General features: G+C 69.8%; 12 protein-coding genes and 1 pseudogene. 4 read left to right on the top strand and 9 right to left on the bottom strand.

Annotated elements, in window-relative coordinates:
- Window positions 1-27: 27 nt before the first annotated feature.
- Window positions 28-1,428 carry a hypothetical protein gene (locus ACIPWY_RS03910; RefSeq protein WP_393703244.1) on the bottom strand — a complete coding sequence of 467 codons (1,401 nt, stop codon included), beginning with the start codon at window positions 1,426-1,428 and terminating at the stop codon, window positions 28-30.
- A 50-nt stretch (window positions 1,429-1,478) separates the two neighbouring features.
- Entirely contained in the window at window positions 1,479-2,549 is a 1,071-nt protein-coding gene (locus ACIPWY_RS03905; protein ID WP_393703246.1) for an AI-2E family transporter, read from the bottom strand.
- A gap of 867 nt (window positions 2,550-3,416) precedes the next feature.
- Here ACIPWY_RS03905 and ACIPWY_RS03900 point away from each other — a divergent pair.
- Together ACIPWY_RS03900 and ACIPWY_RS03895 are read left to right on the top strand one after the other, a co-directional pair.
- Window positions 3,417-5,501, top strand: coding sequence for a SpoIIE family protein phosphatase (locus tag ACIPWY_RS03900; protein WP_393703248.1), 2,085 nt, complete (start codon window positions 3,417-3,419; stop codon window positions 5,499-5,501).
- Between the two features lie 231 nt (window positions 5,502-5,732).
- Window positions 5,733-8,495, top strand: coding sequence for a SpoIIE family protein phosphatase (locus ACIPWY_RS03895; protein WP_393703250.1), 2,763 nt, complete (start codon window positions 5,733-5,735; stop codon window positions 8,493-8,495).
- 296 nt (window positions 8,496-8,791) lie between these two features.
- Here the strand turns inward: ACIPWY_RS03895 and ACIPWY_RS03890 are convergent, their stop codons facing one another.
- The 7 genes from ACIPWY_RS03890 to ACIPWY_RS03860 all read right to left on the bottom strand — a co-directional run bounded on the left by ACIPWY_RS03890 (window position 8,792) and on the right by ACIPWY_RS03860 (window position 16,659).
- Entirely contained in the window at window positions 8,792-9,517 is a 726-nt protein-coding gene (locus ACIPWY_RS03890; RefSeq protein WP_362910560.1) for a class I SAM-dependent methyltransferase, read from the bottom strand.
- Window positions 9,518-10,903: 1,386 nt separating this feature from the next.
- Entirely contained in the window at window positions 10,904-12,313 is a 1,410-nt protein-coding gene (zwf, locus tag ACIPWY_RS03885) for a glucose-6-phosphate dehydrogenase (RefSeq protein WP_393703252.1), read from the bottom strand.
- A 42-nt stretch (window positions 12,314-12,355) separates the two neighbouring features.
- Window positions 12,356-12,847, bottom strand: a complete 492-nt coding sequence (locus ACIPWY_RS03880) for a 6-phosphogluconolactonase (RefSeq protein WP_393703254.1) — start codon at window positions 12,845-12,847, stop codon at window positions 12,356-12,358.
- A 5-nt stretch (window positions 12,848-12,852) separates the two neighbouring features.
- Complete coding sequence (gene gnd / locus ACIPWY_RS03875; RefSeq protein WP_393703256.1) at window positions 12,853-13,884, bottom strand: phosphogluconate dehydrogenase (NAD(+)-dependent, decarboxylating); 1,032 nt, start codon at window positions 13,882-13,884, stop codon at window positions 12,853-12,855.
- A gap of 212 nt (window positions 13,885-14,096) precedes the next feature.
- Window positions 14,097-14,870: a polyphosphate--glucose phosphotransferase gene (ppgK, locus tag ACIPWY_RS03870; protein WP_362910513.1), complete on the bottom strand. Its 774-nt coding sequence runs from the start codon at window positions 14,868-14,870 to the stop codon at window positions 14,097-14,099.
- A 248-nt stretch (window positions 14,871-15,118) separates the two neighbouring features.
- Window positions 15,119-16,105 (bottom strand): alpha/beta hydrolase fold domain-containing protein, encoded by a 987-nt coding sequence (locus ACIPWY_RS03865; RefSeq protein ID WP_393703258.1) that lies wholly within the window; start codon window positions 16,103-16,105, stop codon window positions 15,119-15,121.
- A complete protein-coding gene (locus ACIPWY_RS03860; RefSeq protein ID WP_362910517.1) occupies window positions 16,105-16,659 on the bottom strand; it encodes a quercetin 2,3-dioxygenase in 555 nt (184 codons plus the stop codon). Before ACIPWY_RS03860 ends, ACIPWY_RS03865 begins: the two co-directional genes overlap by 1 nt.
- Before the next feature lie 115 nt (window positions 16,660-16,774).
- Here ACIPWY_RS03860 and ACIPWY_RS03855 point away from each other — a divergent pair, with 115 nt between their 5' ends.
- Together ACIPWY_RS03855 and ACIPWY_RS03850 are read left to right on the top strand one after the other, a co-directional pair.
- The gene (locus ACIPWY_RS03855; protein WP_393703260.1) at window positions 16,775-17,218 is read left to right on the top strand and encodes a MarR family winged helix-turn-helix transcriptional regulator; all 444 of its coding nucleotides are present in this window, start codon (window positions 16,775-16,777) and stop codon (window positions 17,216-17,218) included.
- 125 nt (window positions 17,219-17,343) lie between these two features.
- Window positions 17,344-17,588: pseudogene (locus ACIPWY_RS03850) on the top strand (cytosine permease); the annotation flags it as partial.
- Window positions 17,589-17,664: the final 76 nt, after the last annotated feature.

The raw sequence follows: 17,664 nt of genomic DNA, 5'->3' as shown, positions 1-17,664 counted from the left end.
GTCGTACGGTTCGGTAGGGAAGGGTGGTCAGGCTTTGCCCGAGGGACTGTCACGACCTGGCGCCAGTGCGGGTGTTGCGCGGTAGACGCCGTTGCCACAGGTGGCGGCGTGCAGGGTGCCGTGCCGGTCCAGGGCGATCCCCTTCCAGCGCAGTGCCCCGTGTTCGGCGGGGTGGATGTCCTGCCAGTGGTTCCCCCGGTCATCGCTGACCAGGATGCGGGCCGGCGTACCGGTCCAGCGCATGGGTTCGCAGGCGAGCAGCTGGTTGGCGCCGGCGCCGTTGCGCTTCTGGTAGACGACGACCGGCAGCAGCTCGCTCTCGATCCAGTCCTCTTCGGCCGGCAGGCGGTGCAGCGAGTCGGGGAACGGCGAGGGCAGCGGGTTCCAGGTCAGGCCCGTGTCGTCGGAGCGATACAGGCCTGCGCTGTGCGGCGAGTCGTCGATCACGCCATCGACGTATGTGTAGAAGCGGCCCTGTTCGTCGGGCGCCGCGGCCAGAGCTTGCAGGAAGCGGTGACCCACGAAGGTGTGCACGACCTCCGCGGTGCGGCCGCCGTCGGTGGAGCGACGCAGGTGAGCGTCCGTGTCGTTGCGGCGTTTGCCGCCCGCGCCCCACAGGAGCAGACCGCTCTCGTGCGGGGAGAAGGCGAGGGCGGCAGTGCCACCGTGGCCGCCGGGGGAAGGTTGGAAGGTCTGTCCGCCGTCGGAGCTGACGGCCACCGAGTGGTCGGCCATGGCGATGGCGATCCGGTCGGTGCGGGGGTCGGTCACGGTTGCTTCGACGCAGATCGTCTCCGTACCGTTGAAGCCTTGGCCGGTGAAGGTGTTGCCCGCGTCATCGGTCCTCGACACCCCGAAGCAGCCGGTGATGAAGAAGGTTCCGGGCTGCTCCGGGTGGAAGACGATCTCCGAGACGGCCGCGCCGATGTCGGCCGGAGTCGTGATGTACGAGGGATAGTCGCTCAGGTCGGCCTGTGCATGGGTCTGCTTGAGCGGCTGCCAGGTGCGGCCGGAGTCCAGGCTCTCGTGCAGCGGGATGTCGATATCGCCGAAATGCGGGGCCGTGACGAACCTGCCTCTGCGGTGCGGATCTCGGCGTACGAAGTCGTGCTGGCGGGGCGCCTCGGGGCCCTGCGTGGCGGTGAAGACGTGGCCGCCGTCGGCCGAACGGAACGCACCGTGCGAAGTGGAGGCCAGTATCAGGTCGGGATCGTGGGGATCGAGTGCGAGCCCGGTGACCGACCAGTCGGCACGGCGGTACAGAAGCGCCCGCTCGCAGCCATCCTGCTGGCGGGAAAACGCGCCTTCGCCCGAGCCGGCTCCTACGCCCGGCAGGGCTTCCAGGCCGCGAGCGGTGTTGATCAGGACGGCGCCGTCTCGCACCAGGCCGAGGCGCCGGTCGTCGATCATCTCCCAGGATGCGGTCACGCACTGGGCGTGATGTGGGAGAACGGAATCCCTGGCTCTCAGTGCGTCCGTCAGTCCGGCGAGCGTCCGGGGTGGTCCGGGTCGGGCCGGGTACGCGGTACGCGTAGCTCGCAGACCACGGCCCAGGCGACCGACACCATGGGTACGGACACGACCGCACCGACCACTCCGGCCACAATGCTGCCGGTGATGACGGAGACAGCCACCACCACGGGGTGCAGCCGCACCGCCCAGCCCAGGACCAGTGGATGCAATACGTGGCCTTCGATCTGGCCGACGACCACGATCAGGGCGAGCACCACGAGCGCGATGACCGGGCCCCGCGCGGCCAGGGCGACGATCGTGGCCACCGCCAGCGCGATGGGTGAGCCCACCAGAGGGATGAAGGCGGCGAAGAACTCCAGCAGCATCAGCGGCAGGGCCAGCGGCACGCGGAGCGCGAACAGGGCGGTCCCGACCAGTACGGCGTTGGATGCCGCCACGATGATGATGCCCCGTGTGTACCCGGCGAACGTGCGCCACGCCGTTCGTCCCGCACGGCCCCAGGGGTCCCGGGCGCCGTCCGGCAACAGATCCTGGAACCAATACCAGTACTTGTCCCCGGAATGCATGAAGAAGAAGGAACAGAACAGGGCGAGCGCCGCTGCGGTGAGGATTTCCACCAGCCGCCCGGCGCCACTGAGCGCGCTGCTGATCAGTTCCGAACGGTGCTGCGAGACGAACGTGGACACCTTTCCCTGCAGATCCGACAGCACCGCGTGGCTCACGTGGAAGGGAGGGCCCTCCAGCCACCGTTGGATCCGCCCGATGCCCCCGGAGAATTCCTGTCCCAGCCGTGTCGATTCCCCCGCTGTCAGTCCGCCGACCAGCGCCAGCAGCCCCAGCACGACCATCAGGCTCCCCATCACGCTCAACGCAACTGCCGCGGCCCTCGGCAGGCGCCGCGCCAGCAGGTCGGCCAGCGGACGCAGCACCGACGTCACGACCAGCGCTAGGAACAGCGCCACACCGACCAGCTGCAATCTCCCCAGGATCGTGAAAGCCGTGTACACGGCCGCCCCGAGCAGCAGCAGCCGCCACGCGTACGCCGCCGCCACGCGCAGCCCGCGGTTCACAGCCACGCCGTCGTGGTCCCCGCGGCGCCGCACTCCGGTTCCAGCCGTACGTGCCCGTGCCTCCGCCCCCACCCCGCGGGCGGGCCGGCTCCCCAGCACGACATACCGCAGCCGTCGCCCACCGCGACCGGATCCGGGACGCGAGCCGGACCCGCCCGGTTGCTGCCGCTGCGACCGACGCGAACGGTGGTCCACCTGTGTGTCACCGCCTCCTGTCGTCGAGTCGCGCAGCTATGTGTTCCCCCAGGGGCGGCTTCGCACAACGCTGTCGGACTCGTGTGACTGGGCCGGAGCGGAGCGAACACAAGGGGGGTCTTGGAAAGGGTGTGGCTGGACAAGAGTCGTCGCAAGCCGGGACGGGCGCGGCCAAGCCTTCCGGCCGGGCGGCCTGACACCCTCCGCTCACGTCCAGTCGGGCGTAGAGCAGCCATCTCCCGCGGCGCGGCGCTCTGGTGCGCGTTGTGGGCCGGCGCACAGCGATAGCGATCGGCCTGCGCCATCCGGGTCCGGCGACACGAGGACAGTCGACTGGCAGATCGGGCCGTCCGACGGGCGGGACCACCGCCATCGAATTCCTCGACTCCGGCATCCAATGCCTGCCGATCCGGGTCGATTTCATCCAGACCGACAACAGCGCCGAGTTCCAGTCCGCCTTCCACTGGCACGTGCCCGACAAGGGCACGTTCTGTGCCTGCTCAGGCGCACCGATCCAAGTCGGGCAGGCCCGCCTCATGCCGCCCGAGGACGACCTCGGATTCTTGCGCCAGGGCCGCTCTCGGCTAGTGCAGCAGCGGGTCGGGGAGCAGCATAGAACTGAAGCCGTCCACCGCCGCGCGCCCCGTACCGGGGTCGCTGAGGAGGAAGCCGTCAGGGATGGGTGCACACGAGCCGCTCCCTAGGGAGGAGCAGCCCCGATCGGAGGGGCCAGCGCCGCCGGGAGGGCTGCTCGACCTGCTCAGTGTCGCCGCTGTTGTGTTGGACACCAGTGGACGGATCGTGTTCTGGAGCCCGCAGGCCGATGACGTGTTCGGCTACACGGCCGAGGAGGCGCTGGGCCAGTACGCGGCACATTTGCTGGTCCACGAAGAGCACCGGGACATGGTGATCAAGCTGTTTGCCGAGGTGACGAGCACCGGGGCGAGCTGGGCCGGCGCCTTCCCCATCCGCTCCAAGGACGGCAGCACTCGTCTGGTGGAGTTTCGCAACATGCGGCTGTTGGACGACCTCGGCGACGTCTATGCCCTGGGCATCGCCGCTGACCAGAGCACGCTGCAGCAGGTGGAGACCGACCTGGCCCTGTCCCAGCGCCTGGTGTCGCAGGCTCCCATCGGCATCGCCCTGCTGGACACCGAACTGCGCTATCTGCTGGTCAACCCGGCACTGGAACGTATCAACGGCATCCCGGCCGTCGATCACATCGGCTGCCACCCGCGCGACATCCTGCCGTGCCTCGACGTCGACACGATCGAGTCCGCGCTCCGCCAGGTGCTGATCACCGGCACACCCCTGATCGACCAGTACATCGTCGGCCGCACGCCCGCCGACACCGACCATGACCATGCCTGGTCGGTGTCGTACTACCGGATCGAAGGCCCCAACGGCCGCGTGATCGGTGTGGCGAACTCCGTCATCGACGTCAGCGAACGCCACGAGGCCGCCGCCGCAGCGGACCGCGCCCGTCGCCGCCTGGCCGTGATCGCCGAGGCTTCCGCACGCGTGGGCACCACGCTGGAAGTAGACAAGACCGCCCACGAACTGGCCCAGGCCGCTGTCCCCGCCCTGGCCGACCTGGCAGCCGTCGACGTCCTGGACGCCGTCCTGGCCTTCCGCCGCACCGCCGGGGACCACGACGGACCGGAGGTGTTCCGCGCACTGGCCGTGGCCTCCGCCTACCAGACCGAAGCCACCGCAGCCACAGACCAGGTCGGCGACCTGTCCTCATACGGGGCAGACCGGCTCGTCACCCAGTGCGTCCACACCGGGCAACCGGTGCTCGTCGCCCGCGCCCGCGACGAAGACCTCCTGCGCATCGCCCGAGACTCCGACGCCGCCGCCGCCCTGAGACGAGCCGGAGCGCACTCCTATCTCGCGGTGCCACTGATCGCCCGCAACGAGGTCCTCGGCGCCTTCGACCTGCTGCGCGCCCGCAACCCGCTCCCCTTCGACGAGGACGACGTGATCCTGGCCGGGGAACTGGCCGCGCGCGCGGCCGTCGCCATCGACAACGCCCGCTGGCACCAGAGCGTCCGCAACGCCGCCGAGACCCTCCAGCGCAGCCTCCTGCCCGGCCCCCCTCCCCCGACCCGTGGCCTGGACGTCGCCTCGCTCTACCAGCCGGCCCAGGCATCCAGCGAAGTCGGAGGCGACTGGTACGACGTCATCCCCCTCACCGACGACAAGACCGCCCTGGTCGTCGGCGACGTCATGGGCAACGGCATCGACGCCGCCGCCACCATGGGCCGCCTGCGCACCGCCACCTGCGCCTTCGCCGACCTCGACCTGGAACCCGACCAGGTCCTCCAGCACCTCGACAAGATCACCTGCGGGCTCGAGCACTACATCGCCACCTGCATATACGCCGTCTACGACCCCCACGAACACCGCTGCCGCATCGCCAACGCCGGGCACCTCCCGCCCGTCCTCGCCACAGCCGACAGACATACCCGACTGCTCGACCTGCCCACTGGTGCACCACTCGGCGTCGGCGGCATCCCCTTCCAGAGCACCGACTTCGAGCTGAACCCCGGTGACCGGCTCGTCCTCTACACCGACGGCCTCGTCGAAACCCGCCACCACCCCATCGACGAGCGACTCAACACCCTGCTGCACACCCTGGACACATCCCGCCGGTCTCTCAAGACAACCTGCCCATGGCTCGTTCAGACCCTGCGGCACCCCGACGACCACGACGACGTCGCCGTACTCATCGCGCAAGCCACGCCTGAACAGACCACTTGACCTGGCGCACTTGAAGTCATTGACGCAGACCGTGTCCTTCTGTCCGTGAATCGCGTGGGTGGGATCGACGCGTTACTGGTTTGCCCCCTACGGCGAACTGGTGCGGTCCCCGGCGCCGGAGCCGCGCCCGCCTCATACTCGAACCCGGGCCGGTGCGAGCCCGGGTGCGAAGCGTAGAAAAACGAGAAATACCGGTCGCCCTGCGGGTCGGCGCGGTGTTAGAACTTGAACATGATCGGACGTTCCCGCCGGTCCCCATCGAAGGCGGCGTCGCCGCTCAGCGGCCGCCGTCCGGTACGCTCCGCCGGGCTCCGCCTCACGCCGTCCCGGTTCCTCGGCACTCTGGCCGTGCAGGTGTTCCTGCTGCAGGTCCTCGTCGTCCTCGTGCTCGTCGCGTCGGCGGCCGCCGCCCTGGTGCTGCAGGGGCGCTACGACGCCGAGAACAGTGCCCGGCAGCGGTCCATGGCCGCAGCAGAGGTGTTTGCCCACGCCCCCGGCACGGCACTCGCGCTGCAGTCGCCCGACCCGACAAAGCTGCTTCAGACGCCCACCATGCAGGCACAGGCCGGTGCGGGCGTCGACTTCATCTCCATCCTGAACACGAAGGGGATCCGGCTCACGGACACCCAGCCCAAGCTGATCGGCACCAAGGCAGTGGACGTGCGGCGGGCCGTCGCGGGCGAGAGTTTCACCGAGGTCTTCCACGGCGAGCCGTCCGACGCCGTGCGCGCCGTGGTGCCCGTCACGGACGCCAGCCGTCGGGTGGTCGGGGTGGTCAGCGCCGGGATTCAGATCGAAACCCTCGGGCACCTGGTGAACCAGCAGGTGCCCATGGTGCTGGGCTCGGCCGCGCTGGCCCTGGCGCTCGCGACCGGGGGCACCGCCCTCGTCAGCCGGCGGCTGCGCCGGCAGACCCACGGTCTGGGGCCGACCGCGATGACCCGGATGTACGAACACCACGACGCGGTGCTGCACGCGGTGCGCGAGGGTGTGCTGATCATCGGCGCGGACGGCCGGCTGCTGCTCGCCAACGACGAAGCACGCAAACTGCTGAACCTGCCGAACGACGCCGACCAGCGGCACGTCACGGAACTGGGGCTGTCCCCGGAGCTGACCCAGCTGCTGGTGGCCGGCGACATCGCGTCCGACAAGGTGTGCCCTGCCGGGAACCGGCTGCTCGCGGTGAACATCCGGCGCACCACTCCGTACCGCGACGCCCCGGGCCTGGTGGCCAGCTTCCGGGACACCACGGAGCTGCGGGCGCTGTCGGGCCGGGCCGATGTGGCGCGCGGACGCCTGACGTTGCTGTACGAGGCCGGGGTGCGGATCGGTACGACGTTGGACGTCCGGCGTACCGCGGAGGAACTGGCGGAGGTGACGGTGCCGCGGATGGCGGACGTGGTCACCGTGGAACTCCTGGAGGCCGTCCTGCAGGGCGAGGAGCCCACCGGCGCGGTACACCGGATGCGCCGTACCGTGCTGCACGGGGCCTACGCGCCCCATCCGCTGCAGCCGGTGGGTGACCTGATCCAGTTCGTGGTGGCCGACACGCCGATGGTGGCGGCGCTACGGGGCGGCACGGCCGTGCTGGTGCCGGACCTGCAGAACGCCCGGGACTGGCAGGCCCAGGACCCGGAGGGCGCCCGCCAGGTGCTGGCCTCGGGGATCCACTCGCTGATCACGGTGCCGCTCAGAGCGCGGGGCGTGGTGCTCGGCATGGTCAACTTCTGGCGGGGCGCCGGCACGCCGGCTTTCGAGGAGGAGGACATCGCCGTCGCCGAGGAGCTGGGGGCCCGCGCGGCCGTCGCGATCGACAACGCACGCCGGTACTCCCGTGAGCACACGATGGCCGTCACGCTGCAGCGGAGCCTGCTGCCCCGCGATCTGCCCGAGCAGGACGCGCTGGAAGTGGCGTTCCGATATCTTCCCGCGCAGTCCGGCGTCGGCGGCGACTGGTTCGACGTGATCCCCCTGCCCGGCTTCCGGGTGGCACTGGTGGTGGGCGACGTGGTGGGCCACGGGCTGCACGCGGCGGTGACCATGGGCCGACTGCGCACGGCGGTGCTGAACTTCTCCTCGCTGGACCTGCCGCCGGAGGAACTGCTCGGCCGTCTCGACGAGATGGTGATGCGCCTGGACTCGCAGGCGGACGGGGCGGACCGGGAGGGCTCGCAGGTCACCGGTGCGACCTGCCTTTACGCCATCTACGACCCGGTGGGCGGCCGCTGCACCTTTTCCCGCGCCGGACACCTGGCGCCCGCGGTGGTGGATCCGGCGGGCCGGGTGACTTTCCCGGACCTGCCCCTGTCGCCGCCGCTGGGCGTGGGCGGGCATCCGTTCGAGGCAGGCGAACTGGACCTGCCCGAGGGCAGCCGCCTCGTGCTGTTCACCGACGGCCTGGTCCAGGACCGCAAGCGGGACATCGACGAGGGACTCACCCTGCTCGGCGCCGCCGTGGCCCACCCGGACCAGACAGCGGAGGAGACCTGCCAGGCCCTGACGGAGACGCTGCTGCCGCAGCACCCGAGCGACGACGTGGCCCTGCTCGTGGCCCGCACCCGACTGCTCGATCCCTCCCGCGTCGCGCTTTGGGACGTACCGTTCGACGTCAGCGCGGTCTCCCGGATACGGACCGAGGTAAGCCGCCGACTGCGGGACTGGGCGCTGGAGGAGGAGTCCTTCGCCAACGAACTGATCCTCAGCGAGCTGCTCACAAACGCGATCCGCTACGGGGCCCCTCCGGTCCGGGTCAGGATCCTGCTGGGCCGCCGTACCCTGGTCTGCGAGGTGTCGGACGGCAGCAACACCTCGCCGCGGCTGCGCCGCGCGGCAACGACCGACGAAGGGGGCCGCGGCCTGTTCCTGGTCTCGCAATTCGCGGCCGGGTGGGGCACGCGCTATGTGGCGAACGGCAAAGTGATCTGGGCCGAACAGTCGCTGGGAGGCGCCCCCGCGCTGGATGTAGCGGCACTGACCGACCAGCTGCCCGAGTGAGGCCGAGCGCCACAGGCCCGAGGGACGGCTCCGGCTGAGGCCCAGGAGTGAACTGCGGGAGCACGAATACATCGCGGCGGAGAAGCCTGCTCTCTGGCAAACGGTACGGCCGCCCACGTCACGTCGCATGGCCCGGCCGACGGCAGGCTGTACGGCGTGCCCGACATGGGACGTGCCTCGCGCAACGGCCCGCTGGAGGCCGATGCCGAAGGTTCACCGCTGTCGACGGGTCATGTCGATACGTCGAGGCACACGGGAGTGAGGAGACACGTCCAGCGCCCGCCCACGCGTCGCTGTCAACGTGCAGGACGGCGCGCGGCCAGAAGATCGGCGCTTGGGGCCTGCACGACTTGCAGGCCCTGTTCCTCAAGTTCTGCGCCGATCTGCGAAGCGCTGGCCGGCCACAGCTCGAATGTCTCCCGCTGCTGGCGCAATACCCGTCCGTCCCGTTCGACGTGATAAGTGAAGACCATCCGCACGACCCCCGCATCGGGTTCTCGGGTGATGTCGGCGCCGTAGATGTCCGGGCCTAACCGGACCGGCCCGAGCCGACCCACCGTCTCGCGCCCGGTCGGCAGTTCGGCGGGGGGAGGGTCGAAGAGCAGTAGCCCGCCGGGCAGGAGCGCGCGGCTGACGGCCTGCCAGGCGGAGCGTCGGGTGGCGGGGTCGAGGCAGGCGATGATGTTGGAGGCGACGGCCAGGTCTGCAACCTCCTCGAGTCCCGCTCTCTCGATGGACACGGGGTGAAGGGTGACGCGGGCACGCTGGTCAGCGCCCAGACCAGCCAGGCGGGACAGCAGGGCCGCGCGCATCGGGGCCGCCGGCTCGACAGCATGGACAGGCGCGGCGGAGGCGGTCAACAGAGTCTCGGTGACGATCCCGGTACCCGCGCCGACATCAAGGATCCCGTGCCGGGCGCGGCCGGCCGCCTCGGCGAAGCGCCGCTTCGCCGAGCGGCGGTCGGTTTCGGCCTGGAGCAGATCGTAGAACTCGACAGAGACCGTGTAGTCGGCGCCGAACATCTCACTCACGGCAGTGCGGTCAACCGCATTCGGGGGCGTAGCGGACAGGGTCCGCGAGCGCACCGCGGTTGAGCGGGTGCCGGCAGCTCATGGCGAGCGGAGGCCCATCGACATGGAAAAGCGTCACGACCGGCATCAGCTGCTTCCCTTGCTCGAGCCTCGTCTGCCTGTTCTCGACCCTACGAGCAGCCCGCCCCCACGGCACGGTCCCTACGGCCGTTTGCCAGCGTTGATCCGGGAAACCCGCCCCGTATGACACGTCACGCGGGCGCTTGCCGCACGGTGGTGGCCAACTGGCACCAGCAGTGGCATCAGGCGCGCGTGCGCTGCTGCGGTCGGCGCCCGAGGCGACCGGCTCGCGTTGACCGCCCAAGGCCGGGTCGGCCTGGACGGAGCGGTGCGCGCAGCCGAGCGGGCCGGCGCCCGTCAAGTGATTGTCATTGACACTCGAACGCGCGCCCGGCCGATAGGAGCCGTGATCATGGGAACTGTGCCTGAACCAACCGATCCCGACGTCGCCCCCGTGCCACCGCCTTCGCCGCCGCCACGCCCAGGGCCGCCAGACCCTGGCGAACCGCCCGATCGGCCGAAACCGGTCGAGCCGCCAAGCCCACCGGATCCCCCGGCACCGCCCGGCTCCCCCGTCCCGCCAACCGAGCCGTCCGCGCCCCCCGGCCCTGATGAGCCCGACCCACCGGAGCCAACGCCGGGTCGGCCGCGCCCGATGGAGCCGCCGGACTGACGGGCCCTGCGGGTGGGCTTGATCCACTTCGACGACATCCGAGGTCAGGAGCCTCGCCCCGGGAGTATGTCCAGCATGGGGAGCATAAGGAAGGAGAAGCCTCGGCCTCGTCGTTCACTCAGGCCGGGGTTCGAGGCCGAGATCGTCGAGCTGTGCCGGCGTGGTGACCGCTCGGTCGATCAGTCAAGGACTTCCCTCTGACGGAGGCCGCGGTGCGGTTGTTGGTCAGCCGGGCTGAGGTTGACGCCGACGAGAGGACGGTCTGACCAGCAGCGAGCGCGAGGAGTTGGCAGCGCCGTGCTGCGCCGCCAGACCGCCCGAGTCCGCTACGCGCCTGCCGGTCGGATCTGGCTCTCCGTCCTCTCCCGACTGGCACCACGGGAACTCCGGCACCAAGTATGCGCAGTCACACCGACCACGCTGTCGGCCGGGCACCGCCAACTCATCGCGCGGAAGCTGACGTTCACTTCGCACCATCACCCCGGCAGGCCATCCACCACACGCACCATCAAGCGGCTCATCCTGCGCCAGGCCCGAGAGAACAGCACCTGGGGGTGCCCGATGGCTCGCACGGGACTGGACTCGTTCCTCACGCAGGTGGGCCGATCAACTTGCGGTTCACCAGGGGCCGGAGCTCGGCTGTGTCAGTCGGGAGACCTCGCCGGCAGCCATGGTTCGTGCCACCGCGGATATCCGGCGACGAGCCTGCTCGCTCCCTCCGGTCCCCAGGTCCCCGGCCGGTAGCGCTCCGGATCGCCGGGCGCCTCCAGCAGTGGCTGGACGATTCGCCACGTCTCCTCCACCGAGTCCTCCCGGGTGAACAGGCTCGCGTTGCCCTGCATTGCATCACTGAGCAGGCGCTCGTACGGTTCGGGTGCCTCACCCAGCTCGGCCGCGAAGAGGAGGTCGAGGTCCACCAGCTGCGTGTCCTGCTTGCCCGGCCGCTTGGCCTGGATGCGGAAGTTCACGCCGGGGCTCGGATCGATCCGCAGGATCCACTGGTCGGGCTCGGGCGCGAACCGCTCCGCGAACGCAAGCCGCGGCGGGCGCTTGAACACGATCCGGATCTCGGTCACACGCTCGGGGAGTGACTTGCCGGCGCGGATGAAGAACGGCACCCCGGACCAGCGCCAGTTCTCGACCTCCAGCCGCAACCCGACGAAGGTCTCGGTGCGCGAACGCGGCCGCACGCCGGGGACTTGCAAGTACCCCTCGTACTGCCCGCGGACGTAGTGGGCCGGGTCGGCGTCGGGGATCGCCCGGAACACATCGACCCGGCGGTCCCGGAGCGCGTCCGCATCGGCGGCTGACGGCGGCTCGGACGCCATCAGGGCGAGCAGCTGCAACAGATGGTTCTGCACGACGTCGCGAAGCGCGCCGACCGGGTCGTAGAAGTGTCCGCGGTCCTCGACCCCGAAGTCCTCGGCCATGGTGATCTGCACGCAGGAGACGTGGTCGCGGTTCCACACCGGCTCGAACACGGAGTTGGCGAACCGCAGGAACTGGATGTCCATCGCCGGCTCCTTGCCGAGGAAGTGATCGATCCTCAGCAGCTGATCCTCGTCGAGGAGCTGACGCAGCTCGGCGTTGAGGGCACGCGCCGACGCGAGGTCATGCCCGAAGGGCTTCTCCACGACGACCCGGGCGCCCTTGGTCAGCCCGACACCTGCCAGACCCTCGACCACCCGGGCAAACAGCGACGGCGGGATCTCCAGATAGAAGACCGGGTGCCGTTTGCCGTTGACCGCCCGGGCGAGGCGATGGAACGTCTCCGGGTCGGCGTAGTCGCCCTGCACATAGCTGAGTCGGGCGGCGAACCGGGCAAAGACGCTTTCGTCCAGCGGCTCGCCAGTTGCCTTGATCGCCGCGCGGGCGTGGTCACGCAGCGCGTCGTCGGACCAGCCGTCGCGCGCCACTCCGACGATGGGGCAGGTCAGCAGCTTGCGCCGCTCAAGCCGATAGAGCGAGCGGAACGTCATCTTGCGCGCGAGGTCTCCACTGATCCCGAGAATGACCAGCACGTCTGTGGGAACGTTCGACGAGTTCGAAGCCACCTCATCCTCCTTACGGAGCCGGCACCGCAATGGGGTCGGGCATCATGGTCCTGCCGGCGGCTGGGCGCCGACGCGAGCAGGACCCCGGCCGGCCGCCGCCGTGTCCGCGAGGACGAGCGACGGCGCCGCCCTGACCCGGCCGGCGGGAATCGACCGGTCTCCCGCAACGAGCCTCAAGAGCGGTTCGCGCTGCCCGTAGGCGGCGGCCGCCGCGTCAGGGTCGGCATCGTTCACGGGCGTCGCGATGACCTCGGCTGGGGCCGCACCGAGGCTCTCCCGCAGGTGGGTGAGGTTACGGTCCGGGTCACCGTCGGGCGCGACCGGCTCGTCGGCCTGGAACACTGTCACGTGCTCCCAGGGCACGTCCTCCTGTGCGAGCCGCGCGAACATCGCCCAGGGCGTGTGCCCCCCGCTGACGGCGAACGTGAGCCGGCCGTGCGCTTGCACGCAGGCCCGGGCCGACCGCGCCACGAACGCCGCCGCGGTGCCGGCGACCGCGTCGGGGTCAGCGACGACCTCGAGTTCGTGATGCACAGCCCTCAGCCCTTCTTTTCGGCGTGCCCGCCGAACTCCGAGCGCATCGCCGAGAGGATCTTGTCGGTGAACTCCCCGGCCTGTCTGGACTCGAAGCGCTCGTAGAGCGAGGTGGTGATGACCGGTATCGGGACGCCTTCGTCCACCGCGGCGAGGACGGTCCAGCGGCCTTCCCCGGAGTCGGAGACCCGCCCGGCGAAGCCTTCGAGGGAGGGCGAGGCGGCAAAGGCGTCGGCGATCAGGTCGACCAGCCACGAGCCGACGACCGAGCCTCGCCGCCAGACCTCGGCCACCTCGGCGACGTCGATGTCGTACTGGTAGGCCCACGGATCGCGCAGCGGCGTCGTCTCCGCGTCGGCCTCTTGACGACTTGTACCGGCGTCCGCGCGCTTGATGATGCTGAGGCCCTCGGCGATCGCGGCCATCATCCCGTACTCGACCCCGTTGTGGACCATCTTCACGAAGTGCCCGGCGCCGTTCGGCCCGCAGTGCAGGTACCCGAGCGGGGCGGTGCCGTCGGTCCGGGTCCGGCTCGGCGTCGGTTCGGCGCAGCCCTCGCCGGGAGCGATCGTCTTGAAGATCGGGTCGAGATGGGCCACGGTCTCATCCTCGCCGCCGATCATCAGGCAGTAGCCGCGCTCCAGCCCCCAGACCCCACCACTGGTCCCGCAGTCGACATAGTGCAGCGACTTGTCGGCAAGACGCTTGGCGCGCGTGATGTCGTCGCGGTAGTAGGAATTGCCGCCGTCGATGAGGATGTCGCCGGGCTCCAGCAACGGCTCGAGGTCGTCGAGGATGGAGTCGACGATCGCAGCCGGAAGCATGAGCCATACGGCCCGTGGCTTGTCCAGTTTCGCGACGAAGTCCTGGAGTGAGTCTGCGCCCGTCGCACCCTCGCCGACCAGTTCGGCGACGGCGGCCGCGTCGACATCGGACACGACGCAATGGTGGCCGTCTCGCATCAGCCGACGCACCAGGTTCGCCCCCATCCGGCCGAGCCCGATCATCCCCAGCTGCATGGGCTTGTCTGTCGCCATGTGGTGCCTCCTGGTCCTTGAGCGTGCGGTGGTGCCGGATCAGCGCGTTCGTGGACGAGTGGTGGAGTTGTGGCCGAACTCAGGCTCGGTCGCGCTCTCGAGGTCCGAGATGACCGCGACAGCGAACACCTTGCCGAGCTCGACGGCCCACTGGTCGAAGGAGTCGGCGTCCCTGAAGGTGCTGCCCGGGCCGTCATATCGACCGCGGAGGGCTAGGGTTGCCCTTCCCCGGCCGGGGCGAAGAGCGCCGCGCCGACAATGCCCGCATCGTTGAACAGCTGCGCCGGCACGATCTCGGTCCTGAGCTCGATGTGCGGCAGGAACTTGTCGGCTTTCTTGCTGATGCCGCCGCCGATGATGACCAGGTCGGGCCACAGCAGCCGTTGGACAAGCTCGAGATACCTCTCCAGACGGTGCGCCCATTTCTTCCAGGACAGGTCGTCGTGCTCGCGCACCGACTCCGCGGCCCAGTCCTCGGCATCCCCGTGGTGCAGCGGCAGGTGCCCCAGCTCGCTGTTGGGCACCAGGAACCCGTCGGTGAAGACGGCGCTGCCGATACCGGTGCCGAGCGTCACCATCACGACGACGCCCTTGCGTCCCTTGCCGGCGCCGAAGCGCATCTCGGCAATCCCGGCCGCGTCGGCGTCGTTCACCACCCTCACGTCGCGGCCGGTCGCTCGTGCGAAGAGCTGGGCCGCGTCCGTCTCCATCCAGGCCGGGTCGATGTTGGACGTCGTCTGGACCATGCCGCCCCGAATGACGGCCGGGAGCGTCAGCCCGACCGGTCCTGGGGCGCCGATCTGGGAGAGCAGCGTCACGACCACGTCCGCGACTGCCCCCGGGGTCGCCGGATGCGGGGTCGGGATCCGAACCCGCTCACCGATGAGGCTGCCGAGCTCGAGGTCGACCGCCGCTCCCTTGATACCGGTGCCGCCGATGTCGACTCCCAGCTCGTGGGCCGCCTTGTCCTGAATTTCCTGCGCCACTGCCCGCTCCCCTCAGGGGCTGGCCCAAAATGTGTTGTGTGAATCTTGGACGTTGGGCCCCGCAAGAGCTTCGCCACGTAATTCCCAATTTTCACACATGCCCCTAATGCTCGCCACGTCACCTTAATCGGGTTATATCGATGATTAGGGGGTATATCCGATACTTGCGTACCCGCAAGGGCATTACCCGGGTTCCAGAACAGGGGCGTCGTACTGACTGCGGATCTACGCTGCCCTTTCGTACTCGTCTATGAGTGAGTCCGCCGAGGACTGGGCGGCGCATGCTCCTCGCGTCGGAGAGGTCCCTTGGCCCTCACACCCCACTCGCGCTCCCGGTCGCAAGGTGACGAGGTGACGAGGTGACGAGCGAAGGCCAGGGATCGGTTGAAGATTTCCTCGACTTGGGCATCAGGCAGCCGGCACCAGCCGTGGTCGGCGCCCGTGACCTTCCATAGCCTGGCCGGCACCTGAGCCTGCTCCAGTGCCGCGCCGAGGGATTCGCTGTGTGAGCAGGCCACCAAGGTGTCCTCGTCGCCGTGGACGAGCAGGAACGGTGGCGCACCGGGGCGGACCTGGGCGAGAGGGCTGGCCGCGCGGGCGCGCTGCGGGACTGCGGCCGGGGCCGCGCCGAGCATCAGGGCCTCGGGGGTGGCGGCGTCTTCGGGGGCGAAGCAACCCCGTGCAGTGGTCAGGTCGCTCGGGGCATACCAGATCACCGCACCGGCCGGTGACGGGTCGGTGTGTGTCAGGGCGAGGAGTGAGGCGAGGTGTCCGCCGGCGGACTCCCCCCACATCACCGTCCGTTCAGTGTCGATGTCCAGTTCCGCGGAACGCAGGGTGAGCCAGCGCAGCGCGGCGCGCAGATCGTCGAGCGCGCCGGGGAACGTGGCTTCGCCGCTGAGCCGGTAGTCGGCACAGGCCACGGCGAAGCCCGCAGACGCGATGCGCGCGAAGGGCCCCGGAACCCAGGAGCGCATGCGCGGGCCCATGTCATCGCGTCGTCCCCGGCGCCAGGCGCCGCCGTGCACGAACAGCACCAGCGGAACAGGCCCCGCCTGGCTGGCCTTCGGCAACCACAGGTCCAGCTCCAGCGGACGGCCGCCCTCGACAACGCCGTAGGGCACGCCGCGCAGCTCGCGTACGCCGGGCTCCCTCTCATCGGCGGGCGGCAAGGGGGCGCGGTCCGGGTGGGGCGCGACGATCAGTTCCCGCACCGAGGGTTCGGCTGCCGTCATCAGGTCCGCCACTGGTGGTCCGGCAGGAAACGCACGTCGTACTGCTCGGGGATGCTTACGAACTTGCCGGGTTCCGGGATGACCGGCTCGGTGGGCAGGCCGAGTTGCTCGGCGGGGGCGCCGAGGTTTTCGAAGAACCGCTCGAAAGTGCCCCCGGGCCCGGCGGCGACGCCGACGACCTGACTGTGGTGGCGCTCCATGCGGTAAGCGTGCGGGCAGTTCTTGGGCACGAAGCCGAAGTCGCCGGGGGTGAGCAGCTTCTCCTGCTGGTTGCCCTCGGTGTCCTCGACGAACAGCCGGACCGCGCCGGCGGCGATATAGAAGACCTCATGGGTGTCCGAGTGCACGTGGGCCGGGATGAGGTCGCCCTTGGGACCTTCGACGGTGAAGAAGTTGAAGGTGTTCTCGGTCTGCTCACCGCCCGCGTAGATGGTGACCAGGTCACCGAACAGGTGGGCACGGTCCCCCTCCCCCTTCTCGATGAAGTAGGGCTTGCCCACCTCGGCGGGTATGCGTGAGGCCCGCCGGTATCGGGTGGCGTACTCGATGGTCATGGGACTCCTCGGATCGGCTACCGCCAGGAATGTCAGGTAGCCTGACATGGAAAATGTCGGTGGGCAACCCCCGAGGGGAGCCCGGCCCCCGCACCCCTGTCGCCGTGAGGAACACATGCGATCCACCCGCCGCAACCTCCCCCAACTGCTCGGTGACGCCAGGCGCTGGTTCGAAGAAGGGCTGCTGGCGGCCATGGCAGCGAGCGGTGCCGCGCCGGTCTCCCCGACGCAGGCGCAGCTCTTCGCCGTACTGGACGACGAAGGCACCACGGTCTCGGAGCTGGCGCGGCGCATGGGCGTGACCCGGCAGACCGCACACCAGGCCGTGCACGGCCTGATCGACGCCGGACTGCTCGAACAGGTTCCCGACCCCACCTCCGCCCGGCAGCGCCTGATCCGGCGCACCCCGGATGGGGAACGCGCGCACCGCCAGGCCGGCGTCATCCTCGAACAGCTGGAAGAGCAGCTCGCCGAACGGATCGGCCGGGAGACGGTCGACGCCCTGCGCACGGTGCTGGAGACGCAGTGGGGCCGGCCCCCCTCTCCCGGATCAGATTGAGGCGAGGCCGCTGCCGCGCGGCCGTCCGCGGTCAGCGGCACATTGAGGTCGCCCTCGGACAATGGGCCGGTTGCACCGACTGGTGGCGTTGCTGATCACCGAAGAACTGGCCGATCCTCACCAGGAGCACGGTCATCGGCCTCGTGATCCTGCCCAGGAACCTCTACAAGAGCCCGCTGATCGTGAACTACTTCCTCGGCGGCCTCGGCGCGCTGCTCGGGCCACTCTTCGGCGGATCACGGCGGACTGCTGGCTGATGCGAAGGTCCCGGATCAACGTCGCGGACCTCGACACCGAGGACCCGACGGGCGGATACCACTATCGCCGCGGCTACAACCCCCAGGCCATCTGGGCGTACATCCCTAGTGCCACGACGTGGACGGCGAGACCATCGCTGTCCGGGCCGAGTGAAGGGCTGAGGTACGTCGACGGACCGGCCGGACGCG

Origin of the sequence: Streptomyces sp. NPDC090032, from assembly GCF_044748025.1 — a bacterium.
Classification (GTDB): domain Bacteria; phylum Actinomycetota; class Actinomycetes; order Streptomycetales; family Streptomycetaceae; genus Streptomyces.
This window is presented reverse-complemented; position numbering and strand designations above follow the sequence as displayed.

Excerpts from the sequence above, each read along its gene's own strand:
- ACIPWY_RS03900 (WP_393703248.1), top strand. The coding sequence starts at position 3,417 with ATGGGTGCACACGAGCCGCTCCCTAGGGAGGAGCAGCCCCGATCGGAG.
- ACIPWY_RS03895 (WP_393703250.1), top strand. The coding sequence starts at position 5,733 with ATGATCGGACGTTCCCGCCGGTCCCCATCGAAGGCGGCGTCGCCGCTC.
- ACIPWY_RS03890 (WP_362910560.1), bottom strand. The coding sequence starts at position 9,517 with ATGTTCGGCGCCGACTACACGGTCTCTGTCGAGTTCTACGATCTGCTC.
- gnd (WP_393703256.1), bottom strand. The coding sequence starts at position 13,884 with ATGGCGACAGACAAGCCCATGCAGCTGGGGATGATCGGGCTCGGCCGG.
- ACIPWY_RS03865 (WP_393703258.1), bottom strand. The coding sequence starts at position 16,105 with ATGACGGCAGCCGAACCCTCGGTGCGGGAACTGATCGTCGCGCCCCAC.
- ACIPWY_RS03860 (WP_362910517.1), bottom strand. The coding sequence starts at position 16,659 with ATGACCATCGAGTACGCCACCCGATACCGGCGGGCCTCACGCATACCC.
- ACIPWY_RS03855 (WP_393703260.1), top strand. The coding sequence starts at position 16,775 with ATGCGATCCACCCGCCGCAACCTCCCCCAACTGCTCGGTGACGCCAGG.